Source organism: Streptomyces rugosispiralis, from assembly GCF_024505145.1.
Taxonomy (GTDB): domain Bacteria; phylum Actinomycetota; class Actinomycetes; order Streptomycetales; family Streptomycetaceae; genus Streptomyces; species Streptomyces rugosispiralis.
The window spans coordinates 89,603-114,782 of sequence record NZ_JANIAA010000002.1 but is presented as its reverse complement, the minus strand read 5'-3'; the positions used below and the strand labels follow the sequence as shown (position 1 = coordinate 114,782).

The window sequence follows — 25,180 nt, the reverse complement described above, 5'->3', positions numbered from 1 at the left end:
TGGCTGACGCGGCACTAGTTCGCGTCCGATCTGATGAAGGACTGGATGGCGGTGGCCGCGGCTCCGCGGGCCCACTCGTCGAAGGGCAGCGGCCGGGTCCATACGTCGCACCGCGCCGCGGAGCCGAAGGCCGCCGTGGCGAAGGCGTCACGGATGTGGTCGGCGAACAGGTCGTAGGCGGCCAGGCCCTCGCCGGAGATGATCACACGTTCGGGGCCGAGGAGATTGGCCACGGTGGCGATACCGCGGCCGATGGCGTCCCCCGCCCGTGCGTAGACCTCCCGTGCGCCGGCGATCCCGTCGTGAGCCAGTCCGGCCGCCTCGATCGCGTCGGCCACCTGGACCCCGGTGGCCGCGCGGACCTGACGGACGATGGCGTCGTCGCTCGCGATGGCCTCCACACAGCCACGGTTGCCGCAGTGGCAGCGGGGGCCCGCCGGGTCGACGGTGACGTGTCCGATCTCGCCGGCCACGCCATGGGCCCCGGCCACCACCCTGCCGTGGACCACGAGACCGCAGCCGATGCCCGCGCCGACCGTCACGACGGCGAAGCCGGACAGTCCCACGCCCGCCCCGAACCACTGCTCGGCCACGGTCAGCGCACGCACGTCGTTGTCGACGGTCACCGGCAGGCCCGTGGTCATGGCGGCGAGTTCGGCGAGTGGCAGCTCGCGCCACTCCAGGAAGGGCGAATAGCGCACCACGCCCTCGGCACGGTCCACATCGCCGGAGACGGCCATGCCAAGGCCCGCCACGCGCACGCCGAGCCCGTCCGCCTCGATGAGCAACTCCCGTACGAGTTCCGCGGCCGTCCCCAGCACCGCCTTCGGGTCGCGGGCGGCGAGGGGGATGTGCCGGGCGACGAGGATCCGGCAGCACAGGTCGGTGAGGACGCCGATGATGGCGTCCCCGGTCACCTTGACCCCGATGAACAGCGCGCGGCCGCCATCCACCCGTACCAGGTTCGCGGGCCGCCCGAGCGCCGGGCGCGAGTCCTCGTCCACGTCCTCCACCAGGTAGCCGGCCTCGATCAGGGGACGGACCGCCTTGGTGACGGCCGCGGCCGACAGCCCCGCCCGCCGCGCCACTTCCAGGCGGGTGAGGGGGCCCTGCGACAGGACCGTGGTGAAGATCTGCGAGGCGGCCGACGTATGCGCCGGGAACGACTCGACAGCGGAGGGCGAGGACATGGCCGGGAACCTAGGCTCCTTATTTTCCGCTGTCAATGAAAGAAGCAAGAATCTCCTGAGAATTGCCTGTGAGCCCCGATGTCGCTTCCAAAGCCCGACTCACACGGGGGTGTTGACATGTGATCGAAGGTCTCGTTGGCTTACGGGGCGACCCTCTTCTCCCGCTCGCCGAGCGCCCCACATCCGTACGCGCCCCCGCCGCTCCCCCGCCGTCCTACGAACGTGAGGCCCGATGCCGACGATCTCCCATGCCCCGGACACCGGGGTCTGGCTGCTGACCACGCCCCGCACCTCGTACGCCGTGCACATCGACGGGACGGGGGCGCCCTGCCACCTCGCCTGGGGGCCACGGCTGACGTCGCGCGAAGCGGAGGCGCTGGTCGTGCCCGCCGGGGAGGCGGCGAGCAGCTTCGAGGGACGGCCCGCGGTGGGTGAGGAACTGCCGGTGGACGGCGGCACGCGCTACGGTGCGCCATCCCTCCAGATCCGCTACCCGGATGGCTCACGCGGCTTCGAGTGGCAGCCGACCGGGCACCGCGTCCTCACACCCTCCGATGGCAGCGGCGAACTCCGTCTGGAATTCCGCGACCGCCACTATCCGCTGCGCGTCGCGCTCCACTACCGGGTGCGGGACGACACGGATGTCATCGAGCGCTGGACGGTGCTGCGCAACGAGGGTGAGCAGCGTGTCAGCCTGCTGCGCGCGGACTCGGCGGCCTGGTCGCTGCCGCCGCTGGCCGACTACCGGCTCAGCCATGTCACCGGCCAGTGGTCCGCGGAGAGTCAGCTGCGCCGCGAGCGTCTGCCGCACGGGGAGACCGTGCTGACCAGCCGACGTGGCATCACCAGCCATCACGCCAGTCCCTGGGTGATGGTGGACGAGGGCGACGCCGACGAGGAGCACGGCCGGGTCTTCGGCGCGGCCCTCGCCTGGAGCGGGAGTTGGCGTATCACCGCGCAGCGCACACCGGACGGACGCGCCGGTTTCACCGGTGGCGTCGGCCACGAGGGCACCTGCGTGCCGCTCGGGCCGGGCGAGGAGTTCGCCACCCCGGTGTTCGCCGGGCTGTTCACGGACGGCGGGTTCGGCGCGGCGAGCCGGGCCTGGCACGCCTACACGCTGCGCCATGTCCTGCCGCACGGGCGGGAGGTGGCGCCCGTGCTCTACAACTCCTGGGAGGCCACCGGCTTCGATGTGGACGAGGCGAACCAGAAGGCGCTCGCCGAGCGGGCCGCCGCCCTGGGCGTGGAGCTGTACGTGGTCGACGACGGCTGGTTCGGGGCCCGGCGCAGCGACCACGCGGGCCTGGGCGACTGGACCCCGGCCCCGGAGCGCTTCCCCCGGGGCCTCGGCCCGCTGGCCGACACGGTGCACCGGCTGGGCATGCGCTTCGGTATCTGGGTGGAGCCGGAGATGGTCAACCCCGACAGCGACCTCTATCGCGAGCACCCCGACTGGGTGCTGCACACTCCCGGCCGGGCCCGCAGCGAGCTGCGCAACCAACTCGTCCTGAACTTCGCCCGCGACGACGTCGCCGACTGGGCCCACGGCTGGCTGACCCGGCTGGTCGCGGACCACGGCGTCGACTTCCTCAAGTGGGACATGAACCGCGCCTTCAGCGAGGCCGGGTGGCCCGGCGCTCCGGACGGCCACGACCGGCTGTGGACGCGCTACGTGGCCAATCTGTACGGCGTCCTCGACCGGCTGCGGGCCGACCACGCCGGGCTGCGCATCGAGACGTGCAGCGGCGGTGGCGGACGCGTGGATCTGGGCATCCTCACCCGTACGGACCAGGCGTGGGTGTCGGACAACACCGACGCCGTCGACCGTCTGGTCATCCAGCACGGCTTCGGTCAGCTCCACCCGGCGCGGGCGATGTCCGCGTGGGTGACCGATGTGCCCAATCAACTCACCTCCCGCTCCGTGCCGTTGAGGTTCCGCTTCCATGTGGCGATGTGCGGGTTGCTGGGCATCGGCGGGGATCTCGCCCGCTGGTCCGAGGAGGAACTCGCCGAGGGCGCCGAGCTGGTGGCCGAGTACAAGCGGGTGCGCCACCTCGTCCAGCACGGCGTCCTGTACCGGCTGTCCGGACCGCACGGCGAACCCCCGACCGTGGTGCAGTACGCCGCCGAGGACGGCACCGAGGCCCTGGTGCTGGCCTGGCAGCGCGGCCCGCGCCACGGAGTCCCGCGGCCGCCGGTGCGGCTGCGCGGGCTCACCCCCGGCGCCCGCTACCGCGACACCCGCACCGGCGAGACGCACCACGCCACCGTGCTGGCCGAGTACGGGTTCCGCCCGGACCTGCGGCCCGGTGACTGGGCGAGCACGGCCGTGCACCTGGTCAGGATGGGGCAGGACGAGACGTAGCACCGCCACCGCCACGGTAGGCGGCGGTGGCGATCTGGACGAACGAGCGGATCAGGGGGTTCGTATCGGCCTCGTTCCACGCCACCACCACGCGGCTCGGCTCCATGTCGATCAGCGGCACCACGGTGAGCCCGTCCGGCGGCTCGTGGTCCACGGGCGTCATGCCGACCGTGCCGTTCCACAGCACCGCTTGCCGGCATTCCTGGACACCACGCACCACCGGGCCCTCACGGGGCTCCCCGCCGTTCCAGTACGACTGCCAGTCGGGGTCGGTGCCCTCCGGGAACAGGAACCAGCGGCGGTCCGCCAGGTCGGCCAGTTTCAGGCTGTCGCGGCGGGCCAGCGGATCGTCGGCGCGCAGCAGCGCGCCCACCGGGTCGGCGCGCAGCTCGCACACGGTCAGGCCGGTTTCGTCGAATGGCCCGCGGGTCAGGGCGATGTCCACCAGCCCGGCGTGCAGCCCGCAGGTGGGATCGGTCAGGTCGGTCTCGCGGATGTGGACCTCGACGTCCGGGTGCCGCCGATGGTAGGCGCCGGCCAGCCGGGTGGCGTCCGGGTCGGCGCTGTCCCCCAGGATGCCCACGGTGAGGCTCGCGGCGCCGGTCGCCGCGGCCACGCGTACGCGTACCCGGTCGGCGTGGTCGAGCAGGTCGCGCGCCTCATCGAGCAGCACGGCCCCCACCGGAGTGAGCGTGACACCGGCGGACGACCGGTGGAACAGCGCGGCGCCCAGCTCGGTCTCCAGCTGCTTGATCGCCCGGCTCAGTGGCGGCTGGCTCATGTGCAGCCGGACGGCGGCCCGGCCGAAGTGGAGTTCCTCGGCGACCGCCACGAAATAGCGCAGCGTACGTAGCTCCATGGTGCAACGATACCCATCCGGTATTGAGATCGCCGAAGAAGTCTTGGACGGTCGTGGCGCCCCGGCAGTGGAATCGCGGTGTGACTGAAGAACCGAGAACCACTGTCCATCGCCGCTGCGCAACGGAGCCCGCCCCCGGCCTGGCCCGGAAGACGGGACGGGAATCGTGAACGTGGCGTACTGGATCGTCGCCGGCCCGCTCGCCCTCTTCTATCTCTACGGGGGCGGGGTGAAGGTGATCCGGAGCCGTGCCGAGCTCCGGCCGATGATGGCCTGGGTGGACACCACGCCGATGGCGGCCGTCAGGGCGATCGGCGTGATCGAAGTGCTGGGCGCGATCGGGCTGATCCTTCCGCCGCTGACCGGCATCGCGCCCTGGCCGGCGCCGGCCGCGGCCATCGGGTTCGTGGTCCTGCAGATCGGCGCCACGAGGGTGCATCTGCACCGGGGGGACCGGCAGGTGGCGCTCAACATCACGCTCCTTCTCGCCGCGGCCGTGACCATCTGACCGGCGACGACATGGCTGTGAATCGGGCCGGGCCACTCAGGGGTCCGCCCAGCCAAAAGGTGACAAAATGATCCCAGAAGGTTGATCCACGCCGGGCAGGAGGGCTGGTGGACCTGGACGCCGTCGCCGATGAGCTGTACGCCCTGCCACCTGCGGACTTCACCGCCGCCCGGGACGAGCGCGCCAAGGACGCCCGCACCGCGGGGGACCGGGAGCTGGCCGAGCGGATCCGCCGTCTGCGCCGCCCCACCCATGCGGCGTGGGCGAGCAATCTGCTGGTACGGCGGCAGCCGGCCGAAGCCGAGCAGGTCCTTCGGCTCGGAGCGGCCCTGCGGCAAGCACACCAGGATCTGGACGGCGGGCTACTGCGGAAGCTGTCCGCACAGCAGCGTCAGGTCATCACGGCGCTCGCCCGCCTGGCGAGGGATCTGACCACCCGGGCCGGGCAACCGATCGGCGAGGGCGCCCAGCGCGAGGTGGAGGAGACATTGCGCGCCGTGCTGGCGGACCCGGACGCGGGCCGGGAATGGGTGCGGGGGCGGCTGACCAAGCCGCTCACGGCACCGACCGGATTCGCGCTCGTCACCGGCGTCGACCGGTCCACGCCGCCCACCTCGCGCCGCGGCGAGCGTGCCTCCGGCAGCCGGGTGGCCGATCTGGACGCCGCACGTTCGCGGCGCCGCGAACGGCAGGAGCAGGAGCGGCGCCGGGAACAAGAGGAGCAGGAGCGGCGCCGCGCGCAACAGGAGAAGCGCCGCGAACAGCGAGAGCTGCGGGCCCGTGCACATCGGGAGGCCGAGGACGCCGAGCGCCACTTGCGCGCCCGCGAGCAGGAGCTCAGCGCGGCCGAGGATGAGCAAGACCGGTCTGACCGGCGAAAACACCAGGCGCGGCAGCGTCTGGCGGACCTGAGAAAGCAGCTGAAGGAGGCCGAGGGCGAGCAGCGGGAGGCCGATGAAGCCGTCCGGGAGGCCCGCACGCGGGTACGGAACGCGGACCGGGCGGTCCGTGCGGCGAGGCGGCGGGCCACGGACGCGACAGCGCGAACGAAGCAACTCGCCGACCGGGCGGAACCGCCGACGGTGTGAGGAAAGGGCAGGACAGGAAACCCGATCACATGAGTTCGCGCTGGACGGCCCGTCGGCGCGGCCTCGGGCCGGTCGACGGCCGAACAGAGCACCATGCGAGGGAGGCAGCGATGATGAGCGACGACAGGGCGGACGACGTCTATCAGCCGACCGGCGGCAACGAGGAGCAGCAGGACGCGGCCCCCCTGGACGCCCAGGACTTCCTGGACGAGCGCGACTACGACGAGATGCTCGACGAGGGCTACTCGCCCCCGGAGAAGCCACTGGGTGTCACCAAGCACGGCACGACGGCGGCCGAACAGCGCGAGCGCGAGACGCTCGACGAGCGGCTGGCCGAAGAGACCCCCGATGTCGAGGCCCCGGCGGGCGACGAGATCGGAGATGTACAGGACGGCGAGGGCGAACCGATCGACCCCGAGGCCGGAACGGAACGCACGGGCCGACTCGTCGCTCCCGACGAGGGCGCGCACAGCGACACCACCAAGGAAGTCATCGCCAGGGACGAAGGCATCGACGCGGGCGCCGCCGGTGCCGAGGAAGCCGCCGTGCACACCGTTCCGGATGAACAACTCGAAGACGGTGACGAGGAACCGGATCGTTGATCCCGCTGTGGCGCAGCGGAGCCCGGTGCCGTTCGGTCAGGAGGACATGAAGTCGCGCACCGGCAGCGCTCGGTCCACGACGCGGACATCGCCGATCCAGCCGTACATGATCTGGTCGATCTTCCCGCCGTACTCATAGCCGCCCAGCAGCCAGGGCAGCCCGAGGGTGGTGAGGCCGTTGGCCGGGGTCGAGGGGTTGCGCGCCACCGGGCAGCCGTTCACATACATCGTGGTGTGCCGTCCGTCGTTCACCACGGCCGCGTGCCACCAGGTGTTCAGCGGCAGCTCATGGCTCCAGTTGGTGACCGCGCCGTCCTGGTCCAGCGGATAGACGGCCCACTGGAGCCCATGGCCGTCGGAGAGCGAGAGCGTGACCACCGGCTCCTCCATGTCCCCGCCGGTCTTCCCGGCCTGGCCGCTGGGACCCCGTCGGCCGAGCAGCCCCGACCAGGCGTTGCGCCCGCCGTCCCAGTCGGCGGGCAGCTTGAGGAAGGCCTCGACGGTGTAGCCGGAGCGGAACGTGGCGCCGTTCAGCGGAGCGCCGTCGGCGGTGCGCAGACAGGCACCGCTCAGGGGGGACTTGACGCCGTGGAAGGAGAGGCTGCCATGTCCCGGCTGGTCCGGGTGGTGCTCATCGGACCAGCTGAGGGCGTCGGCCGGGGTGCCGGGGACGGCGACCTTGGTGAGGTGGTTGCCACGGCCTGAGTGGTCGGTGATCCGGACGGAGTCCTCGACGGGCGCGCCGTCCCGGCCGCCCTGGTCGAAGCGCCAGTAGGCCACCGTACCGGGGATCACCAGCCGGGAGGCGGGCCGGGCCGGTCGCGGTGCGATGGGGGCGAATCCGGCGAAGCGCTGCTCGAAGTCGATCGGGACGCTGAAGTAGTCCTGGGAGCTGGTGCGTTCGATCTCTCCGCGCTCCAGCTCGTTCAGGTGGTCATCGGCGCGGTCCAGGATCCACGGGGAGAGCGTCCGGACGTCGATGGTGTGGCGGGCCAGGTCGAACCGGTAGAGACGGATCATTCCGGCGCCGCCGTAGTAGCGGTCCTGGTAGTTGGTGATGTGCAGATGGACGTCGTGGCCCGCCTTGTTCTTGCGGACCGTACGGGCCGGTGGCCAGTAGTGGCCGTTGAGCGTGAGGAATATCTGGTCGTGGTCGGCGATCAGCTCGTCCCAGAGCCACTGTCCATGGTCGGAGAACCGCGCCTCATCGCCCTCGTGGTCCGCGTAGACCAGCTCGTGCGTGGTGAGGATGACCGGAGTTCCGGGGTGGCCCGCGATGACCTCCCGGGCCCAGGCGATGCCCTTCGCGGAAGGGCGCCAGTCCAGGGCGAGCACCAGCCACTCCCGGCCCGCGGCGCGGAAGGTGTGGTACGTGTTGTAGCCGTCCGGGCTGGCGCCGCGGAACGACGGCGAGGAACGGTATCGCCGGGGGCCGAAGGTGTCCAGGTAGGGGGTGCGGCCCCGCTGGTCGTCGGTGGACGAGTCGAGGTCGTGGTTTCCGGCCACCACGCTGTAGGCGGCGCCCCGCTCGTCCAGGAGCCGGAAGGCCCGGTCGATCGGCCCGAGTTCGGAGACCTGGCCGTGCTCGGTGAGGTCGCCGAGGTGGGACAGGAAGACGATGTTCTCCTCGCGTGCGTGGCGGAGGAGATAGCGGAAGGACGCCTCCACCGGCGCGGGGTGGATGCTCTCGCCGTCGAAGAGGTACTGGGTGTCCGGCATGACGGCGACGGTGAATCTGAGGCTGTCGGGGTCGGGGTGCCAGGCGGGCGCACCCGCGGCGCCGGAGGCCGGTGCGGCCACGGCGGGCGGCGCCGCCTCCAGCCCGGTCATGGCCACACCCGCGCCGACGAGTCCGGTGGTGCGCAGAAAGGTACGGCGGCCGGTTCCGGACCGCGGCCCATTGGTCTGACGGGGACTGCACATGACGCTGCTCCACACGGTGGGACGGATGAGGATGGAGCGCACGTTATGGAGCCCGGGAAACCGGCCACAGGAAGATGTCCGGCAACGGACGGGGAAGAGCACATGAATGGCTTCCGTGTGCGAAGGGCGACGCGACCGCCGCGCCGGTGGACGCGGCTCAGTGGTGCAGATCCTCGGCGGTGAGAGTGTCACGGGTCTCCGGCGCCCAGGCCAGGCTGACGACCGTGCCGAGCAGCAGCACCAGCGCCATCCATCCCATCGACCACCCCGCGCCGAAGTGGCTCAGGCTGACCGGCAGCACGAAGGTGCCGATGGCGGACGCGACCCTGCTGGTGCCGTTCAGGAAGCCGACCCCGGAGCCGCGCAGCGCGGTGGGGAAGAGTTCCGCCGGATAGACCTGGGTGATGGTGGAGGCGCCGGCCATGACGAAGGTGTAGATCAGGAAGGGGGCCATCAGCGCCCCGCTGGAGCCGTCGCTGAGGACGGCCATCGCCCCCAGACACAGCGTGAGGATCGCGAAGGTACCGATGGTGAACGGCCTGCGGCCCAGGCGCTGCACCGGCCACAGCCCGATCACCCCGCCCAGCAGCAGTGCCAGGTTGAGCACCAGGTTCTGGGTGTCGGCGTCGGAGACGTTCAGCGTGGCCAGGATCTGCGGCATGAAGGTGTAGATGGCGAAGTAGGGCAGCACCTGGGCGCTGTAGAAGATGACCCCGAACCAGGTCTTGGCCGCCTGGCCACGGGCGAAGAGCTCGCGGTAGCGGGCCGCGGGCGGCTGCGCGGCGGCCGCGGCCTCCGCGTCGGCGGCGGTGGTCTCGGACTGCCCCAGATAGGTGCGGCGGATCCGGGCGGCCTCGGCGGCGCGGCCACGGGCGGCCGGCCAGCTCGGGGATTCCGGGATGCCGATCCGCAGCAGCAGCACCAGCAGGGCGGGCAGCGCTCCGCTGGCGAGCAGCCAGTACGCGGTGGTGCCGTTGATCGGGATGTACGTGCCCAGGATGTTGGCCAGTACGTAGCCGACGGTCCACAGCACGGTGAGCGAGCCCAGGAGGACACCGCGCAGCCGGCCGGGGACGAACTCGGAGAGCAGGGTCGGGCCGACGGCGTAGTCCGCGCCCAGACCGAAGCCGATCGCCAGCCGGAGCAGGAAGAGGACCAGTGGGCTGTGTGCCCAGAACTGGGCGGCGGAGGCGACCGCGATCAGCACGAAGTTGTAGAGGTACAGCTACTGGCGTCCGATCACGTCCGCCACCCGCCCCAGCAGGATGCTGCCGAAGAACAGGCCGATCAGGGCGGACGCGCCGAGCAGGCCGTCACCCGGATATGGAAACCGGTGAGTGGCTCGGCCGAGGCGGAGCCCGGCACGGGCGCCGCACCTCGCTCCCCCGCCGTCCGCGCGTCCGCCGCCTCCGTGTCTACTGCCACGCCATGCCTCCCGACCGACCGTTCACCGTCTGGACGGCCCAGCATGCATGAATTCATACAGTCAAACAATATGTTGATTGCAGATTCTCATTCACAGACGGTGAAGATCCATATGCGGCCCACCGGCCGGGCGGTGACACTGAGATCACGTCTGAGCACGGACAGGTGGCCCATGAACACCATCGAAGAGACCATCGAGGTCGCGGTCCCGGTACGCACCGCCTACAACCAATGGACCCAGTTCAAGAGCTTTCCCCGGTTCATGTCCACGGTGAAGCGGGTCGAGCAGATCAGGCCCGCGGTCACCGAGTGGGTCATCGCGTTCGGCCCGGTGCGCCGCACGTTCCAGGCGGAAATCGTGCACCAGCGACCGGACTCCTCCCTCGCGTGGCAGAGCCTCCAGCGGCGCCCTTCCCACCGGGGTGAGGTGTCCTTCCGCCCCACGACACCGGACCGCGCCCGGATCACCGTGCGCCTGGAGGTCCATCGGCGCGGTGTCGCGGCCCTCCTCACCGGCGCCTCCTCCAAGGTCACACGCCGGGTGCTCCGGGACGAGCTCGGGCGCTTCAAGGAGTTCATCGAGGGCCTGGGCCAGGAGAGCGGGGCGTGGCGGGGGTCCATCCACAACGGGCACGTACAGCCGACGGAGCCGGAGCCGCCCAGAAGCCGGGTTGCTCGCTGGCCCGTGGGCTGACCCTCGCCCGGGAGCCCGGCCCCCCGGTCCGAAAGCCGGGCCGACCCCAGTCCGAAAGCCCGGGCCGCCCCTCGTCACGAGAGAGCGAGACACCTGATGAAGAAGGCGCCGAGACACGAACCGGATGAGCGGCTCTCCGCCACTCCGCCCAAGAAGTGGGCGGCGGGCGTCCCCGCGGTGACCCACGCACTGGAGTACTCCCTGGAGGAGACGACAGTCCGGCGCACCGCGACCACGCTGCTGACCATGAACCAGGTGGCCGGCATCGACTGCCCCGGCTGCGCCTGGGCCGACCCCGCCCCCGGCCATCGGCACCGCAACGAATACTGCGAGAACGGCGCCAAGCACATCAACGACGAGGCGACGGCGCGGCGCGTCACCGCCGACTTCTTCCGCGGGCACTCGGTCTCCGAGCTCGGCCGCCGCTCCGACCTGTGGCTGAACCAGCAGGGCCGGCTCACCGCACCGATGGTCAAGCGACCGGACGCCGACCACTACGAGCCGATCAGCTGGCACGACGCCCTGGGGCTGCTGTCGGCGGAGCTGACGTCGCTGGACTCCCCCGACGAGGCGGTGTTCTACACCTCGGGCCGGGCCAGCAACGAGTCCGCCTTCGTACTGCAGCTCTTCGCCCGGGCCTTCGGCACCAACAACCTGCCCGACTGCAGCAATATGTGCCATGAGTCCAGTGGCTTCGCGCTGCACGAGACCTTGGGCACGGGCAAGGGCACGGTGAGCCTGGACGATATGCACCAGGCCGACCTGATCTTCCTGGTGGGCCAGAACCCCGGCACCAACCATCCGCGACAGCTCTCCGCGCTGGAGCGGGCGAAGCTCAACGGCGGCCGTGTCATCGCGGTGAACACGCTGCCGGAAGCCGGACTGCTGCGGTTCAAGAACCCGCAGCGGGTCCGCGGGGTGATCGGGCCCGGCACCCGTATCGCCGACCGTTTCCTCCAGATCCGCAGCGGCGGCGACCTCGCGCTCTTCCAGAGCCTGAACCGGCTGCTGCTGGAGGCGGAGGACGCCCGGCCGGGCACCGTGCTCGACCACGATTTCATCCGCTCCAGCACCAGTGGCTTCGAGGAGTTCTCCCGGCACGTCCGCGCCATCGCCTGGGACGACATCCTGGCCGCCACCGGACTGACCCGCCAGGAGATCGAGCAGGTACGGGACGAGGTCCTGGGCAGCAAGCGGATCATCGTCTGCTGGGCCATGGGGGTGACGCAGCACCGGCACGGTGTCCCCACCATCAGGGAGATCGTGAACTTCCTGATGCTGCGCGGAAACCTCGGCAGGGCCGGAGCCGGGGCCTGCCCGGTGCGCGGCCACAGCAATGTGCAGGGCGACCGCACGATGGGCATCTGGGAGCAGATGCCGGACTCCTTCCTGGACGCGCTCCAGCGCGAGTTCGGCTTCGATCCGCCCCGCGCCCACGGGCTGGACTCGGTGAACTCGATCAGGGCCATGCGCGAGGGCCGTATCAAGGTCTTCGTCTCCCTCGCGGGCAACTTCGTCCGGGCCGCTCCGGACACCGCGGTCACCGAGGAGGCCATGCGGCGATGCCGCCTCACCGCCCATATCTCCACCAAGCTCAACAGGTCCCATACGGTCTGCGGCCGGACCGCGCTCATCCTGCCGACCCTGGGCCGTACCGAACGGGACATCCAGCCCAGTGGCGAGCAGTTCGTCACCGTGGAGAACTCGATGAGCGAGGTGCACACCTCCTACGGCCGCCTCGATCCGGCATCCAAGCTGCTGCTCAGCGAGGTCGCCATCCTGTGCCGGCTGGCGCGCCACACCCTCGGCGGCAAGGCGGGCATCCCCTGGGACCGGTTCGAGGCCGACTACGGGGCGATCCGCCATCACATCTCCCGCATCGTTCCGGGTTTCCACGACTTCAACCGACGGGTGGCGCGCCCCGGTGGCATCCGACTGCCGAACCCGGTCAACGAGGGGGTGTTCGCCACTGCCACCGGCAAGGCGCTGTTCACCCGCAACGCCTGGGACATGTTGCGTGCCCCGGAGGGGCATCTGCTGCTGCAGACCCTGCGCTCACACGACCAGTGGAACACCATCCCCTACACGGACAACGACCGCTATCGGGGCATTCACGGACGCCGCAGGGTGGTACTGGTCAATCCGTCGGACATGGCACAACTCGGCCTGCTCAAAGGGCAGTTCGTGGACCTCGTAGGCGTGTGGACGGATGGTGTGGAGCGCCGCGCGGAGGACTTCGAGGTGGTCCCGTATCCGACCACACGTGGCTGTGCCGCCACGTACTACCCCGAAACCAACGTCCTGGTGCCGCTCGACAGCGTGGCCGAGATCAGCAACCAACCGACGTCGAAGGGGGTCGTGGTCCGCCTGGAGGCCCGTGCCACCGCGGACGGACTTCCCCGCTCCTGACCCGGATCGCCCGTCCGACCAGGCCCGTTGCCCGGTATGAGCAGTCCCCGGAGGCCGGGTGGGAGGGGATCGGCAGCCGGTCCTACGATCGGACACGACCAAGGTACGTGCACAGGCCAGCGGTTGCCCGGCCGGCTGCCGCGTGCCATGAGGAAGTGCGGCCGCCCGTGGCGGCGGGGGATCACAAGGATGTGAGACGTGAGTGAACGCCGGACGGCATCAAGTGCCTCGCCGGCCGTGGGGCGGGCGCTGGATGTTCTGTTGCACCTCGCCGGCCGCTCGGGGCCGGTTCGGGCATCGGCGCTGGCCAGAGACCTGGAGATGCCCCGCTCGTCGCTCTATCACATCCTCGCCGTCCTGGTTGATCGCGGGTTTGTCGCCTATCTCCCCGAGGAGCGGGCCTACGGTCTGGGCGTGGCGTCCTTCGAAATCGGGTCCGCCTACTTGCGGCACGAGCCCCTGAAGCGGCTCGCCCGCCCCATCCTGCGCAATCTGTCGAGCCGGCTCGGTCAGTCGGTGCACCTGGGCATCCTCTACGGCGCCGAGACGGTCTACCTCCTCAAGGAGCGGCCACCGAGGTGCCATTCCGGGTACACCGACGCCACTCCCGTCACCGACGTCGGCGTCCGGCTGCCGGCCCATCTGACGGCCAACGGCCGTGCGATCCTGGCCCACTCCAGCGAGGCGCACCTCCGGGCGGTCTTCCCCCGGCCGGGGTATCTCGTCACCCGCACCGGCAGAGGCCCCCGGTCGCTGGCGGAGCTGTGGAACCTGCTGGCGCGGGACCGTGAGCGCGGCTGGTCGGAGGAGGTCGAGCTGGTCTCCGAGGGGCTGCGGTCGATAGGGGTGCCCGCGTTCGATCACAACGAGCGGCCCATAGCGGCCGTCAGCAGCACATGGCGGCGCCACTACCACCGGCATGAAGCGGATCATGTCCGGCACATCCTGCAACAGGGCGCGGCACGGCTGACGGCGGCGGTGGCCGGCCATGCTCCCCACGCCCACGGAACGGACGGCGCACAATGAGCGGCCGCCGCAGACGCCTTCGCCGCGTGACGGAAAGATGAAGGCCCACTGACCAAGGCGGTCACGGAACGGGCTTCTCGGATCCGAGAAACCCCGGCCGCGTGGCTGGCTCCTGGCGTATGCGCCACGTGTCATGGGCACGGAACGTCCCTGATCACCCACGCACCACGGCCCCCCCACGGGCCGACTCCCCCACACAGATGTAAACCCCCCCACAGATGAAGGATCCTGCACCAACCATGACCGTGAACCCTACCGAAGCAACGAGGCCCGTCCCGCCCCAGGAGACCGACGCCACCCTGCACTTCACCGGCCCGGCCACCTTCGGCCGCGTCCCTCGCCTGGACCAGGTCGACACCGCGGACATCGCCGTGGTCGGGGTGCCGTTCGACGCCGGTGTCTCCTACCGGCCCGGGGCCCGCTTCGGGGCGAACGCCGTTCGGGAGGCGTCGCGCCAGCTGCGCCCCTACAACCCGGCCCTGGACGTGTACCCGTTCCACTACGCCCAGGTCGCCGACGCCGGTGACATCACCGCCAATCCGCACAACATCGACGAGGCGGTCGCGAGCATCGAGGCGGGCGCGGACGCCCTGCTGTCCACGGGCGCGCAGCTGATGACACTGGGCGGCGACCACACCATCGCGCTCCCGCTCCTGCGCTCGGTGGCCCGCCGCCACGGCCCGGTGGCGCTGCTGCACTTCGACGCGCACCTGGACACCTGGGACTCCCACTTCGGCGCCCAGTACACCCATGGGACGCCGTTCCGCCGCGCGGCCGAGGAGGGCCTCCTCGACACCTCCGCGCTCTCCCACGTCGGCACCCGCGGCTCGCTGTACAGCAAGGAAGACCTGGACGAGGACACCAAACTGGGCTTCGGGATCGTCACCGCGGCCGATGTGATGCGACGCGGGGTGGACGAGGTGGTGCAGCAGCTCAAGGAGCGCATCGGCAAACGGCCGCTGTACATCTCCGTCGACATCGATGTCCTGGATCCCGCGCACGCCCCCGGCACCGGCACCCCCGAGGCGGGCGGCCTCACCTCGCGGGAACTGCTGGAGATCGTGCGCGGGCTCGCCGATTGCTATGTGGTCTCCGCCGATCTGGTCGAGGTCGCCCCGGCGTACGACCACGCCGAGATCACCTCCGTGGCCGCCTCGCACACCGCGTACGAGCTGGTCACCCTCATGTCCCGGCAGATCGCCTTCTTCCGCTGGGTGGAGGAGAACACGCCGTCGTGACGATGCGGCCTCGCGTCGCACTTTCGGCCGCTGAAGAGGTCATCTGTCGCTGAATCCTCGCCTTCACCCCCGTCCTGGCTGCTATGCGCTGGTCGGCATGGAACGAGACCGGAACGTCGGTGACGAGGGAGTGGTGGAGACGATGACGAACCCGACAGCGCGGGTCGTGGCCACGGACCGGGGCGAGGTCCGTGGCTGCGACGAGGGTGCGGTGGTGTCCTTCCGGGGTGTCCCGTACGCCGCCTCACCGGTGGGAGCGTCGCGTTTCGCGGCACCGCGTCCCCACCCGGGATGGACCGGAGTGCGCGCGGCGGTGCGCCCCGGACCGGCCGTACCGCAGGCGCCGTCCCGGCTGGAACGGGTCACGGAGTCGGCTTCACCAGCGGCTCGGGCGGGTGGGACTGGTACGACGGAGCCCGCCTGGCGGAAGCGGGCGACGTGGTGGTGACCGCGAACTACCGAATGGGACCGGGGTTATCTGTACCTCCCGCGGATCGGCGCCGACAACCTCGGCGCTCAGGACCAGGCCGCCGTACCGCGCTGGGTACGCGACAACATCGCGTCCTTCGGCGGAGACCCGCGAGCCGTGACGGTCTCCTGCTGGTCCCCGGCAGGAGGGACTGGCGCTCGGCGGTGGCCGACACCGATCTGGTCGGGCTGGTGGCCGCCCTGTCGAGGCGGGCGAAGCGGGTGGCGTCGGTGTGCGCGGGGGCCTTCGTGCTGGCCGAGGCCGGCATCCTGGACGGCCGCCGTGCCGCCACCCACTGGGAACTGGCCTCCCAGTTGGCCGCCGCCTATCCGCGGGTGCGGGTGGACGGCCATCCCGTCTTCGTCCGGGACGGCCATGTGGCCACATCGGCCGGTATCACCGCGGGGATCGATCTTTCGCTGTCCCTGGTCGAGGAGGACTGGGGAGCGGATGTGGCACGCGATGTGGCCAGGCAGCTGGTGGTCTTCATGGCCCGGCCGGGAGGGCAGGCGCAGTTCAGCGCGCGGCTGGCCCCGCGTGAACCCCGGCATCCGGCGGTGCGCCGGGTGATGGACCGCGTCACCGCGGATCCGGCGGGGAGCCATACGCTCGCCACGCTGGCCGACTCGGGCGGTGTGAGCGTCCGTCACCTGGAGCGGCTGTTTCGCACCGAGGTCGGCATGGCTCCCGGACGTTACGTCGAATCCGTCCGCGTGGAGGCCGCCCAGACCCTGCTCGCCGATGGCACGGGCACGGTCGAGGAGGTGGCGCGGGAGGCCGGGTTCGGCTCCTCGGAGTCGCTGCGCCGGGTCTTTCAGCACACCCTCGGGGTCTCACCGACGGTCTACCGCGCCCGCTTCCGCAGCACACTTGGCGACCGGACGGGCTGACGGACGTCGCCCGTCCGGGGGCCGACAGCAAACGGCCCTCACCGACGGGGGAACGGTGAGGGCCCTACGTTCAGTGTGGCACGAATCAGCGCGGAAGAATCCGTTCCGAGCGACAAACATTGCATATATCTGCCGCCCGACTCCCCACCGGTGCGGTCGGCGCCCCGCCGGCACCACCCCGCCGTAGCTCCTCCCGCAGCTCCTCCCGAGGCGGAGGGTCCGCCTCCACCAGGGTGCCCACGGGGGCGCCCGCGTCCTGGGACGGAATCCGGAAGTCGTTGACGGGGGCTGGAACGCACTGCCATCCTGCTGAATGTGAGCCAAGCCGAGAAATTCGCCGTGCGTCTGCACGTCGATCTGCGACGTCAAGCCGGCGCCATCTGTGCCGTCGGCCGTTGAGCCATTGGCGCTCCGCTCTTTCGCTCTTCTTTCCGCTCGGCATCTGACAGTGTCCGCCGCCCTGTGAGCGCGGCCGGTCCTGGCCGCGTCCGCTCCCCCGCATTCCGCTGATTCCCCCTCACTTTGTGACGGCGGAAAGTACGAGAAAAGGCTTCATCGCACCCCAGGGCCCCGCGTGCGGTTTTTCGGATACGTGCTGTGCGGCTATTCGGCCTGCCCTCCGCGTCCCCACCGGACCGGACCGCGCGTCCACCCCGAGAGCGGCGAACGCGGGCTGTTCATCGGTGGTTTCGCCCAGAGCCTCATCGGCCTCGACCCGTCCGAGTCGCGCGATCTGCTGCGGATCTTCCAGGCGTATGTCATCCGTCCGGAGAACATCGTGCGCATCGCCTGGTCCCCGGGTGACCGTGGCGGGCGACGCCCCGGTCGGTGTGGACGGTGAGCGCAGCCATGTCCTCGAAGGGGACGAGGCCGGCCACTACACCCCGGCCGCCGCCTGAGCGGACCACCGCACCGTGAAGACGCCCGCCCGGTGTGCGCGATCCGCACACCGGGCGGGCCCGGCGTGTGCCGCTACGCCCCTTCGCGGGCCGTGCGCGCCGCGCGGGCCAGGTCCAGGTCGGTGGTCTCCGGCGCCAGGAACTGTGACACGACGGCGCCGACCACCAGCACTCCGGCGCCGACCAGGAGCACGAACTCCGCTCCGAAGTGGTCGAGCCCCATCGGCAGCAGGAACGTGCCGATCGCGGCACCCACCCGGCTCATGGCCGTGGCGAAGCCGACACCCGTGGTGCGCAGCGACGTGGGGAACACCTCCAGCGGATAGACCGCGGTCAGCGCGGAGGAGGCGGCGTTGAGGAAGATGAAGAACAGGAAGCCGACGACGATGACGGGGGTGGAGGACGGCCACACCGCCACCAGGGCCAGACACGCGGCCGTGATCCAGAACGGCGGGATCAGCAGCTTGCGGCGGCCGATCCGCTCCACGACCAGGCACCCCGCGGTGACACCGGCCACGGCGGTGAAGGAGTAGACGAGCAGCGCCGCCACCGCGTTGTCCCCCATGTGCAGAGCCTCGAAGACATCCGTCCAGAAGGTGCCGATGGCGAAGTAGGGCAGCACGAGGGCGGCCCAGAAGACGCTGGCGAACACCGTGGAGCGGATGTGCTGCCGGCTGAAGAGCGCCCGGAACCCGTCCTGCCGCACTTCGTCGCGCTCGTCGAGTTCCGCGGCGACATCCACCTCGATGCCGTACTTCTCGATCAGCACCTCCGCCTCGTCCCGGCGCCCCTGGCTCAGCAGCCAGCGCGCGGACTCCGGGATGCCACCGCGCAGGGCCACGCACACCACCGCGATCACCGCGCTGCTCGCCAGGGACCAGCGCCAGCCGCCGTCGACGGAGGTGAACAGCGCCCCCACGACGGTGGCCAGCGCGTACCCCAGGTACCAGCTGATCTCCAGGCTCGCCAGCAGCCGCCCGCGGCCACGCCGGCCCGCGTACTCCGACAGCAGCGGCGCGCCGATCGCGTATTCGCCACCGATCGCCACACCCATCACCAGCCGGATGAGGAAGAGCTGGGTGCCGTCCCCGACGAAGAACTGGAGCACCGAGCCGACCAGGAAGATCAGCATGTCGATGAGGAACACCGGCCGGCGTCCGAACCGGTCGGCCAGCCGGCCGAAGAGCGGCCCTCCGACGAAGATGCCGATCAGCGGCGCGGCACCGACCAGCCCCTGCTCCACGGAGGTCAGATGGAGGTCGTCGGTGATCGCCCCCATCGCCAGGCCGATACCGCCGATGATGTAGCCGTCGATCCCCTGGCCGATCTGGGTGGCCAGCTTCAGCTTGGTGTGCAGCCACCTCCGTTCGCGTTCGGAGGCGGGTGCGCCCGGCGGTGGGCTGGGCTCGTTGTGCTCGGTCACAGGCGTCGTTGCCATGCGCGGGTCCTTACTGGGAGGGGGAGAACGCCGCCCCGGGAAGAGCGGCCCCGAGGGGAGCGGGGGCCGGGAGGAGCGAGGCCCGGGGAAAGTGGCGAGGAGAGGGGAAGCGGTCGGTGGCGGGAGAGGGGGCGTCAGCCGGTCGGCCAGTCGAGGGCGATGTACTGCGTTTCCAGGAACGCCTCGATGCCCTCGCGGCCGCCCTCCCGGCCCAGACCCGACTGCTTGACGCCGCCGAAGGGCGCCGCCGGGTCGGAGAGCAGGCCACGGTTGAGGCCGACCATGCCGCTCTCCAGGCGTTCGGAGATGCGCAGGGCCCGGGCCACGTCGCGCGAGTAGACGTACGAGGCGAGGCCGTGCACCGTCGCGTTGGCGCGGGCCACCAGCTCGTCCTCGTCGGTGAAGGTGGCGAGGGGCGCGACCGGCCCGAAGACCTCCTCGTTCATGATCCGGGCGTCCTCGGGGACGTCCACCAGGACGGTCGCCGGATGGTAGCAGCCGGGGCCCTCGGGCACACCGCCCCGCGCGGCCACCTTCGCGCCGCGCCCGATCGCGTCGTCGACCAGGGCTCGGATGGACTCCACGGCGGTCCGGTTGATCATCGGGCCGAGGGTGACGCCCTCCTCAAGACCCGCTCCGGCGCGTACGTCCGTCATGGCCGCCGCGAACTTCTCGGTGAACTCGGCGGCGACGGACTCATGGACGTAGAACCGGTTGGCGGCGATGCAGACCTCGCCACCGCCCCGCATCTTGGCGTCCATCGCACCGCGCACCGCGGCGTCGATGTCGGCGTCCTCACAGACGATGAAGGGCGCGTTGCCACCCAGTTCCATGGTCACGTTGACGACGTTGGCCGCCGCCTGCTCCAGGAGTTTCCGGCCGGTGGCGGTGGAGCCGGTGAAGGAGAACTTGCGGACCCGCTCGTCCCGGAGCCAGACGGAGACCACCTCGGGCGCGCGGTCGGTGGGCAGCACGTTCAGCAGCCCGTCGGGCAGCCCCGCCTCGCTCAGCAGGGCGGCGATCGCGAGGGCGGTGAGCGGGGTGTCCGGGGCCGGTTTGAGGAGCACCGGGCAGCCGGCGGCGAGCGCCGGGGCGATCTTCCGGGTGGCCATCGCGGCCGGGAAGTTCCAGGGAGTGACGAAGGCGGTGACGCCCACCGGGTGCCTGCGTACGACGTGGCGGAAGCCACCACCGGGTGCGTCGCCGAACGAGGAGCCGATCCGCACCGCCTCCTCGGCGAACCAGCGGAAGAACTCCGCCGCGTAGCCGACCTCGGCCACCGCGTCCCGGTACGCCTTGCCGTTCTCCAGGACGATCAGGCGGGCGAGCGTGTCGGTGTGCTCGCGCATCAGCGCGAAGGCGGTGTGCAGCACCTCCGAGCGACGGCGCGGTGGCGCCGCCCGCCATCCGGCGGCGGCTTCCTGGGCCGCGTCGACCGCCGCCGTGGCGTCGCCCGGTCCCGCCGCGGACACCTCGCGGATCAGCTCCGCGGTGGCCGGGTCGTGCACGGGGAACGTCCGGCCGTCCTCGGCCGCACACCAGCGGCCGGCGATGAGCACATCGCCTTCGGCGAACGGCGCCTTGACGAGGGTTTCTATGCCGGGGAGGTTCATGAGCTGCTCTTTTCTCCGTTCCGAACGGGGGCTGGTCCGGTTCGCGGTGAATTTACGAGCGCGTCATACGGCCGACAAGGCCGCTTCTCGGATCGCAATGGTGGTTGCTGTCAGGGCAACTCACCGCATACGACAGGGAGGGGACGGCGGGGCCGCCCGGAACGGGCCGGGCCACCCGGGACCGCCGGGGGCCACGACTGGCGGCCACCCGGCCCCGGCGCCTTCAGGTGAGCCGTGCCCGGGGGAACGCGGTGTGCCGGGGCTCCCAGCCCAGCAGCGCGGAGACGCGTGCCGCCGCCTTGGCGGTGATGTGGCCCGCCTGGTCCAGGCGGTCGCCGAGCCGGGACTTGGGCGCCGAGATGTTGATCGCCGCCACGACCCGGCCCCGGAAGTCGCGCACGGGCGCCGAGACCCCGACCAGACCGGCCTCGAACTCCTCGCTGACCCGCGCGTACCCCTTGCGCGACGCCTCCTGGATCAGCGCCCACAGCTCGGGGATCGGCGGGGTGGAGGTGGTGCCGAAGCGGACGTACAGCTCATCGGGCGTGGCATCGGCCAGCAGCACCCGCCCGGCCGAGGTCTGCCACGCGGGCACTCCGCGCCCCTCCCAGCCGTGGACCCGGAAGGAGTGCCCGGAGACCGAGAGCAGGGTGAGCACCTCGCGGTCGCTCAGGACACACAGATGGCTGGTCTCCTCCACGTCCACCGACAGCGCGTGCATCACCGGCTCGGCCATGCGCACCAGCCGGTTCTGCGAGGTCCGCGCGACCAGCGAGAAGAGCCGCCAGCCCAGCCGGTACTCCAGGGTGTCGGGGTCCCGTTCCACGATGCCCGAGGCGGCCAGGGCCTTGAGCGCTCGCGAGACCTGGGTCTTCTCCCGGCCCACCAGCTGCGCCAGGCGTACGACGCCAAGCCCGCCCCCGTTCTGGGCCTCGTCGGAGGCGAGCGCCTCCAGCAGGTCGATGTCACGGCGCAGCCCGTGGCCGCGCGGGGCGATGGTGTCTCCGGGGCCGGAGGGGTCGCCTTGGGAGCCCGCGCCGGGTGGATCGGCGGGGTCCTCGGGGCCGTCGGTGCCGCGAGGGGGGAGGTTTGTCACGCGCGTCATCCTAACGACGGGGCCCTGGGAACCCCCAGGTCAGCCGCCGGGTTGTCGGGAGAGCAACCGGCATTTCGATTCGAGCCGGTGCCTTGCGAGGGGGTGGCGGCGGTTCTAGATTCGCCGCATCGGACCGGATGAACTGCGGTGAATGCGAGGTTCATCCCGTCGGTCCGCCGATACCCCGCTCCCGGAGATCCAGGAGATCCCATGCCATCGCCTTTTGCCCCGGCCGCCCTCGTCGGCGAGTCCTTCGCCGGGGAGGGTGCCAACGCCGCGCACACGAACGTCGTGATCGGACGCAAGGGCGGACCCGTCGAGACGGCCTGGGCCACGGCGCTGGCCACGCCCAGCGCCGGACACGTCCCGTTCCTGACGATCGTGCGGCCCTCTGTACCGGTGAAGCCGCTGACGCTGTTCGTGACCAAGGCCGCCGCCGACGGTGAGCTGCACCAGCGCGCCACCTGGGGCTCCGCCCAGGCCGGTCTGGCGCAGGGCGTCGCGGACGCGGTCCTGGCCGATCTGCTGCCCGCCGAGGAGGCCGACAACCTGCTGATCATCGCCGCGATCTGGGTGAACCCGGCGGTCGACGACCTGGATGTGTCCTTCCGCAACCAGCGCTCGGCCGCGTACGACGCGATACGGGCCGCGGTGAACGCCACCCCGACCGTGGCCGATGTCCTCGCGGCCGTAGCGGAAGGCCCGGCCAACCCGTTCTATACCCCCACCTCAGAGGCGCTCGCCCGATGAAGATCACGGACATCGCCCTGGACCGGCTGCGGCTGGAGCTGGACCCGCCGTTCCGGGCCGCCTGGGACCCCGAGCCACGGCGCCACTTCGATGCCACGATCGTCCGCGTGCACACCGACGAGGGGATCACCGGCATCGGCTCCGGTGACCTCATGGACGGCTTCGACACCTACAAGCACCTGTTCGTCGGCGAGGACCCGCTCGACATCACCCGGCATGTCAAGGCCATCGAGACCGCGAACTTCCACGGCGCCCACTACTGGCCGCTGGAGGCGGCGCTGTGGGACATCATCGGCAAGGTCCACGGCCGCCCGGTGGCGGAGCTGTTCGGCAACGCGGCCAAGAAGCTGCCCGCCTACGCCTCCTGTGGTGAGCTCAAGTCGCCCGAGGAGCGGGTGGCCACCGCGCTGAAGGTCCGCGAGGCGGGCTTCCGCGCGATGAAGATCCGCATCGACCGCGACCGGGTGGACGAGGGGATCGCCGCGGTCCGCGCGGTGCGCGAGGAACTGGGCGCGGACTTCGAGATCATGGTGGATCTGAACCAGTCGTGGCGCATGGCGGGCGACACCGCGGGCGCCACCGACCTCGCCCGGACCCGCAAGACCCTCGCGCGGCTGGCCGAACTCGACGTGTTCTGGGTCGAGGAGCCGCTGCCCTACTGCGACGTGGCGGGCTTCAAGCGCCTGCGGGCCGAGAACCCCGGGCTGCGCATCGCCGCGGGCGAGATGCACCACTCCCCCACCGAGCTGCTGCGCTACCTCGAGGAGGACGCCCTTGACATCTACCAGATGGACGTGGTGCTCGCGATCGGCATGCACCGCGCCCGCACCCTGGCGGAACTGGCACAGCTCAAGCACCGCCACTTCACCCCGCACAGCTGGACCAACGGCATCGGGGTGCTCGCCAATCTGCACGTGGCGGCGGGAGTCGGCGGCGGCCCGTACTTCGAGTTCCCCTACGACCCGCCCGGATGGACCCCGGAGCGCCGGGACTTCATGCTCGCCGACCCGGTGCGGGTGGGCGCCGACGGCGACCTCGAGGTGCCCGCGAGCCCGGGCCTCGGCATCGAGCTGGACGAAGACGCGATCGACCGGTGGAGGATCACATGACGCACGGCATCGACGCCCTGCTCTCCCGTACGCACGACCAGTGGCTGGCCGCGGCCGACCAACTGACCTTCGAGACAAGGCCGTTCATCGACGGCCACTTCACCGACGCGCTCTCCGGCGACACCTTCACCAGCCACTCGCCGCGCGACGGCGCGGTGCTCGCCAAGGTGCAGGCGGCCGGCGCCGAGGACGTGGACCGTGCCGTACGCGGGGCACGCGACGCCTTCGAGGACGGACGCTGGCGTGACCTCCCGCCCAGGGAGCGCAAGGGTGTCCTGCTGCGCTGGGCCGACCTGATCCGGGAGAACGCCGAGGAGCTGGCCCTTCTCGACACCCTGGAGATGGGCAAGCCCATCACCGAGTCCGTGCGGATCGACGTGGACAAGGCCGCCGAGACCATCGCCTGGTACGCCGAGGCCATCGACAAGACCTACGACGAGGTGGCGCCGACCCCGGGGGACGCGATCGCCCTGATCACCCGGGAGCCCCTGGGTGTCATCGGCGCGGTCGTCCCGTGGAACTACGCCCTGCTCATCGCCGGCTGGAAGCTGGGCCCGGCCCTGGCCACCGGCAACAGCGTCGTGCTCAAGCCCGCCGAGCAGACGTCCCTGGCCGCCCTGCGCCTGGCCGCCCTCGGCTCCGAGGCGGGTCTGCCGGACGGGGTGTTCAACGTCGTCCCCGGACGTGGCGAGGTCGCCGGGCAGGCGCTGGGCCGCCACCCCGAGGTCGACAAGATCGCCTTCACCGGCTCGGTGGAGGTGGCCCGGCTCTTCCAGGTGTACGCGGGCGAGTCCAACGGCAAGCAGGTGGCCGTCGAGGCGGGTGGCAAGTCGCCCCAGCTGGTGCTGGCGGACGCCGATATCGAGGCCGCCGCGTCGGCCGTGGCATGGGGCATCTTCTACAACGCCGGGCAGACCTGCAACGCCGGTTCCCGCGTGGTGGTCCACGCCTCCGTCAAGGACCGGCTCCTGGACGCCGTGCGCCGGATCACCGACGACACCTTCCGGATGGGCGATCCGCTCGACCCGGCCACCGTCATGGGCCCCCTGGTCGACGAGAACCAGCTGGCCTCGGTCCTCGGCCATATCGAGCGTGGTGTGGCGGACGGGGCGAGCGTGGCGTTCGGCGGTGGCCGCACCCTCACCGAGACGGGCGGCAGCTATGTCGAACCGACCGTCCTGGACGGGGTGGTGAACACCTCCGCCGTCGCCCAGCAGGAGATCTTCGGCCCGGTCCTGGCCATCGTGTCCTACGACGGCGACGCCGACGAGGGGATCCGGCTGGCCAACGAGAGCGACTACGGGCTCGTCGCCTCCGTCTGGACCCGTGACGTGGCCGTCGCCCACCGCGCCGCCAAGCGGCTACGGGCCGGGACGGTCTGGATCAACACCTTCGACGCCAGCGATGTCATCACCCCGTTCGGCGGCTTCAAGGCCACCGGCGCGGGCCGCGACAAGTCCCTGCACGCGCTGGACGCGTACACCGCGCTGAAGACCACCTGGGTCAACCTGGCCTGAACCGGACACGGTTCATGGACCGTTCATGGACCTGCCCCTACCCCTCCCTCCTTTCTCTTCTCATTACTG

General features: G+C 71.0%; 22 protein-coding genes and 2 pseudogenes. 16 read left to right on the top strand and 8 right to left on the bottom strand.

The annotated features are described in order from the left end of the window. Positions 1-14: 14 nt before the first annotated feature. On the bottom strand, positions 15-1,190 hold the full coding sequence (locus NP777_RS04520) for an ROK family transcriptional regulator (RefSeq protein ID WP_256648720.1): 1,176 nt from the start codon (positions 1,188-1,190) through the stop codon (positions 15-17). A gap of 232 nt (positions 1,191-1,422) precedes the next feature. On the opposite strand from NP777_RS04520, the gene NP777_RS04515 reads away from it, so the two are divergent. Then, positions 1,423-3,558: an alpha-galactosidase gene (locus NP777_RS04515; RefSeq protein WP_256648719.1), complete on the top strand. Its 2,136-nt coding sequence runs from the start codon at positions 1,423-1,425 to the stop codon at positions 3,556-3,558. On the opposite strand, the gene NP777_RS04510 is transcribed toward NP777_RS04515, so the two are convergent. Beyond that, a complete protein-coding gene (locus tag NP777_RS04510; protein WP_256648718.1) occupies positions 3,533-4,417 on the bottom strand; it encodes a LysR family transcriptional regulator in 885 nt (294 codons plus the stop codon). The genes NP777_RS04515 and NP777_RS04510 overlap by 26 nt on opposite strands. A gap of 166 nt (positions 4,418-4,583) precedes the next feature. Between NP777_RS04510 and NP777_RS04505 the strand changes: the two genes are divergently transcribed. The 3 genes from NP777_RS04505 (at position 4,584) to NP777_RS04495 (ending at position 6,615) form a co-directional block, all read left to right on the top strand. Next, positions 4,584-4,925, top strand: coding sequence for a DoxX family protein (locus NP777_RS04505; RefSeq protein WP_256648717.1), 342 nt, complete (start codon positions 4,584-4,586; stop codon positions 4,923-4,925). Between the two features lie 107 nt (positions 4,926-5,032). After that, positions 5,033-6,013 carry a hypothetical protein gene (locus NP777_RS04500; RefSeq protein ID WP_256648716.1) on the top strand — a complete coding sequence of 327 codons (981 nt, stop codon included), beginning with the start codon at positions 5,033-5,035 and terminating at the stop codon, positions 6,011-6,013. 110 nt (positions 6,014-6,123) lie between these two features. After that, positions 6,124-6,615 (top strand): DUF5709 domain-containing protein, encoded by a 492-nt coding sequence (locus tag NP777_RS04495; RefSeq protein WP_256648715.1) that lies wholly within the window; start codon positions 6,124-6,126, stop codon positions 6,613-6,615. Between the two features lie 36 nt (positions 6,616-6,651). On the opposite strand, the gene NP777_RS04490 is transcribed toward NP777_RS04495, so the two are convergent. The 3 genes from NP777_RS04490 to NP777_RS04480 all read right to left on the bottom strand — a co-directional run bounded on the left by NP777_RS04490 (position 6,652) and on the right by NP777_RS04480 (position 9,963). After that, positions 6,652-8,538, bottom strand: a complete 1,887-nt coding sequence (locus NP777_RS04490; RefSeq protein WP_256648714.1) for a LamG-like jellyroll fold domain-containing protein — start codon at positions 8,536-8,538, stop codon at positions 6,652-6,654. Positions 8,539-8,695: 157 nt separating this feature from the next. Next, a complete protein-coding gene (locus NP777_RS04485) occupies positions 8,696-9,745 on the bottom strand; it encodes an MFS transporter (protein WP_256648713.1) in 1,050 nt (349 codons plus the stop codon). Between the two features lie 80 nt (positions 9,746-9,825). Continuing rightward, positions 9,826-9,963: a hypothetical protein gene (locus tag NP777_RS04480; protein WP_256648712.1), complete on the bottom strand. Its 138-nt coding sequence runs from the start codon at positions 9,961-9,963 to the stop codon at positions 9,826-9,828. Between the two features lie 172 nt (positions 9,964-10,135). Between NP777_RS04480 and NP777_RS04475 the strand changes: the two genes are divergently transcribed. The 9 genes and pseudogenes from NP777_RS04475 to NP777_RS04445 all read left to right on the top strand — a co-directional run. Further along, on the top strand, positions 10,136-10,657 hold the full coding sequence (locus NP777_RS04475; RefSeq protein WP_256648711.1) for an SRPBCC family protein: 522 nt from the start codon (positions 10,136-10,138) through the stop codon (positions 10,655-10,657). A 96-nt stretch (positions 10,658-10,753) separates the two neighbouring features. Continuing rightward, on the top strand, positions 10,754-13,066 hold the full coding sequence (locus NP777_RS04470) for an FdhF/YdeP family oxidoreductase (RefSeq protein WP_256648710.1): 2,313 nt from the start codon (positions 10,754-10,756) through the stop codon (positions 13,064-13,066). Positions 13,067-13,264: 198 nt separating this feature from the next. Then, positions 13,265-14,092 carry an IclR family transcriptional regulator gene (locus NP777_RS04465; RefSeq protein ID WP_256648709.1) on the top strand — a complete coding sequence of 276 codons (828 nt, stop codon included), beginning with the start codon at positions 13,265-13,267 and terminating at the stop codon, positions 14,090-14,092. A gap of 239 nt (positions 14,093-14,331) precedes the next feature. Beyond that, positions 14,332-15,330 carry an agmatinase gene (speB, locus tag NP777_RS04460; RefSeq protein ID WP_256648708.1) on the top strand — a complete coding sequence of 333 codons (999 nt, stop codon included), beginning with the start codon at positions 14,332-14,334 and terminating at the stop codon, positions 15,328-15,330. A 97-nt stretch (positions 15,331-15,427) separates the two neighbouring features. Then, on the top strand, positions 15,428-15,778 hold the full coding sequence (locus tag NP777_RS04455) for a carboxylesterase family protein (protein WP_391858455.1): 351 nt from the start codon (positions 15,428-15,430) through the stop codon (positions 15,776-15,778). Between the two features lie 30 nt (positions 15,779-15,808). Then, positions 15,809-15,895: pseudogene (locus NP777_RS48430) on the top strand (hypothetical protein); the annotation flags it as partial. 68 nt (positions 15,896-15,963) lie between these two features. Then, positions 15,964-16,689: a GlxA family transcriptional regulator gene (locus NP777_RS04450; protein WP_256648707.1), complete on the top strand. Its 726-nt coding sequence runs from the start codon at positions 15,964-15,966 to the stop codon at positions 16,687-16,689. Between the two features lie 315 nt (positions 16,690-17,004). Beyond that, positions 17,005-17,088, top strand: coding sequence for a putative leader peptide (locus tag NP777_RS48425; protein ID WP_391858463.1), 84 nt, complete (start codon positions 17,005-17,007; stop codon positions 17,086-17,088). A gap of 244 nt (positions 17,089-17,332) precedes the next feature. Beyond that, positions 17,333-17,588 (top strand): annotated as a pseudogene (locus tag NP777_RS04445) (TauD/TfdA family dioxygenase); the annotation flags it as partial. A 73-nt stretch (positions 17,589-17,661) separates the two neighbouring features. Here NP777_RS04445 and NP777_RS04440 read toward each other — a convergent pair. The 3 genes from NP777_RS04440 to NP777_RS04430 form a co-directional block, all read right to left on the bottom strand. Then, on the bottom strand, positions 17,662-19,026 hold the full coding sequence (locus NP777_RS04440) for an MFS transporter (protein WP_256648706.1): 1,365 nt from the start codon (positions 19,024-19,026) through the stop codon (positions 17,662-17,664). A 134-nt stretch (positions 19,027-19,160) separates the two neighbouring features. Next, positions 19,161-20,639, bottom strand: coding sequence for an NAD-dependent succinate-semialdehyde dehydrogenase (locus tag NP777_RS04435; protein WP_256648705.1), 1,479 nt, complete (start codon positions 20,637-20,639; stop codon positions 19,161-19,163). Between the two features lie 223 nt (positions 20,640-20,862). Next, positions 20,863-21,744 (bottom strand): IclR family transcriptional regulator, encoded by an 882-nt coding sequence (locus NP777_RS04430; protein ID WP_256648704.1) that lies wholly within the window; start codon positions 21,742-21,744, stop codon positions 20,863-20,865. Between the two features lie 201 nt (positions 21,745-21,945). Between NP777_RS04430 and fae the strand changes: the two genes are divergently transcribed. From fae to NP777_RS04415, 3 genes are read left to right on the top strand one after another with little or no spacing between them, the layout of a single operon-like run. Beyond that, positions 21,946-22,485 (top strand): formaldehyde-activating enzyme, encoded by a 540-nt coding sequence (gene fae / locus NP777_RS04425; RefSeq protein ID WP_256648703.1) that lies wholly within the window; start codon positions 21,946-21,948, stop codon positions 22,483-22,485. Further along, the gene (locus NP777_RS04420; RefSeq protein ID WP_256648702.1) at positions 22,482-23,594 is read left to right on the top strand and encodes a mandelate racemase/muconate lactonizing enzyme family protein; all 1,113 of its coding nucleotides are present in this window, start codon (positions 22,482-22,484) and stop codon (positions 23,592-23,594) included. The genes fae and NP777_RS04420 overlap by 4 nt, the downstream gene beginning before the upstream one ends. Next, positions 23,591-25,111, top strand: coding sequence for an aldehyde dehydrogenase (locus tag NP777_RS04415; protein ID WP_256648701.1), 1,521 nt, complete (start codon positions 23,591-23,593; stop codon positions 25,109-25,111). Before NP777_RS04420 ends, NP777_RS04415 begins: the two co-directional genes overlap by 4 nt. Positions 25,112-25,180: the final 69 nt, after the last annotated feature.

What these genes read in the sequence shown, in the direction of transcription:
- NP777_RS04430 (WP_256648704.1), bottom strand. Translation starts at nt 21,744, where the DNA reads ATGACGCGCGTGACAAACCTCCCCCCTCGCGGCACCGACGGCCCCGAG.
- NP777_RS04520 (WP_256648720.1), bottom strand. Translation starts at nt 1,190, where the DNA reads ATGTCCTCGCCCTCCGCTGTCGAGTCGTTCCCGGCGCATACGTCGGCC.
- NP777_RS04490 (WP_256648714.1), bottom strand. Translation starts at nt 8,538, where the DNA reads ATGTGCAGTCCCCGTCAGACCAATGGGCCGCGGTCCGGAACCGGCCGC.
- NP777_RS04475 (WP_256648711.1), top strand. Translation starts at nt 10,136, where the DNA reads ATGAACACCATCGAAGAGACCATCGAGGTCGCGGTCCCGGTACGCACC.
- speB (WP_256648708.1), top strand. Translation starts at nt 14,332, where the DNA reads ATGACCGTGAACCCTACCGAAGCAACGAGGCCCGTCCCGCCCCAGGAG.
- NP777_RS04470 (WP_256648710.1), top strand. Translation starts at nt 10,754, where the DNA reads ATGAAGAAGGCGCCGAGACACGAACCGGATGAGCGGCTCTCCGCCACT.
- NP777_RS04435 (WP_256648705.1), bottom strand. Translation starts at nt 20,639, where the DNA reads ATGAACCTCCCCGGCATAGAAACCCTCGTCAAGGCGCCGTTCGCCGAA.
- NP777_RS04495 (WP_256648715.1), top strand. Translation starts at nt 6,124, where the DNA reads ATGATGAGCGACGACAGGGCGGACGACGTCTATCAGCCGACCGGCGGC.
- fae (WP_256648703.1), top strand. Translation starts at nt 21,946, where the DNA reads ATGCCATCGCCTTTTGCCCCGGCCGCCCTCGTCGGCGAGTCCTTCGCC.
- NP777_RS04440 (WP_256648706.1), bottom strand. Translation starts at nt 19,026, where the DNA reads ATGGCAACGACGCCTGTGACCGAGCACAACGAGCCCAGCCCACCGCCG.
- NP777_RS04420 (WP_256648702.1), top strand. Translation starts at nt 22,482, where the DNA reads ATGAAGATCACGGACATCGCCCTGGACCGGCTGCGGCTGGAGCTGGAC.
- NP777_RS04415 (WP_256648701.1), top strand. Translation starts at nt 23,591, where the DNA reads ATGACGCACGGCATCGACGCCCTGCTCTCCCGTACGCACGACCAGTGG.
- NP777_RS04510 (WP_256648718.1), bottom strand. Translation starts at nt 4,417, where the DNA reads ATGGAGCTACGTACGCTGCGCTATTTCGTGGCGGTCGCCGAGGAACTC.
- NP777_RS04455 (WP_391858455.1), top strand. Translation starts at nt 15,428, where the DNA reads ATGGAACGAGACCGGAACGTCGGTGACGAGGGAGTGGTGGAGACGATG.
- NP777_RS04515 (WP_256648719.1), top strand. Translation starts at nt 1,423, where the DNA reads ATGCCGACGATCTCCCATGCCCCGGACACCGGGGTCTGGCTGCTGACC.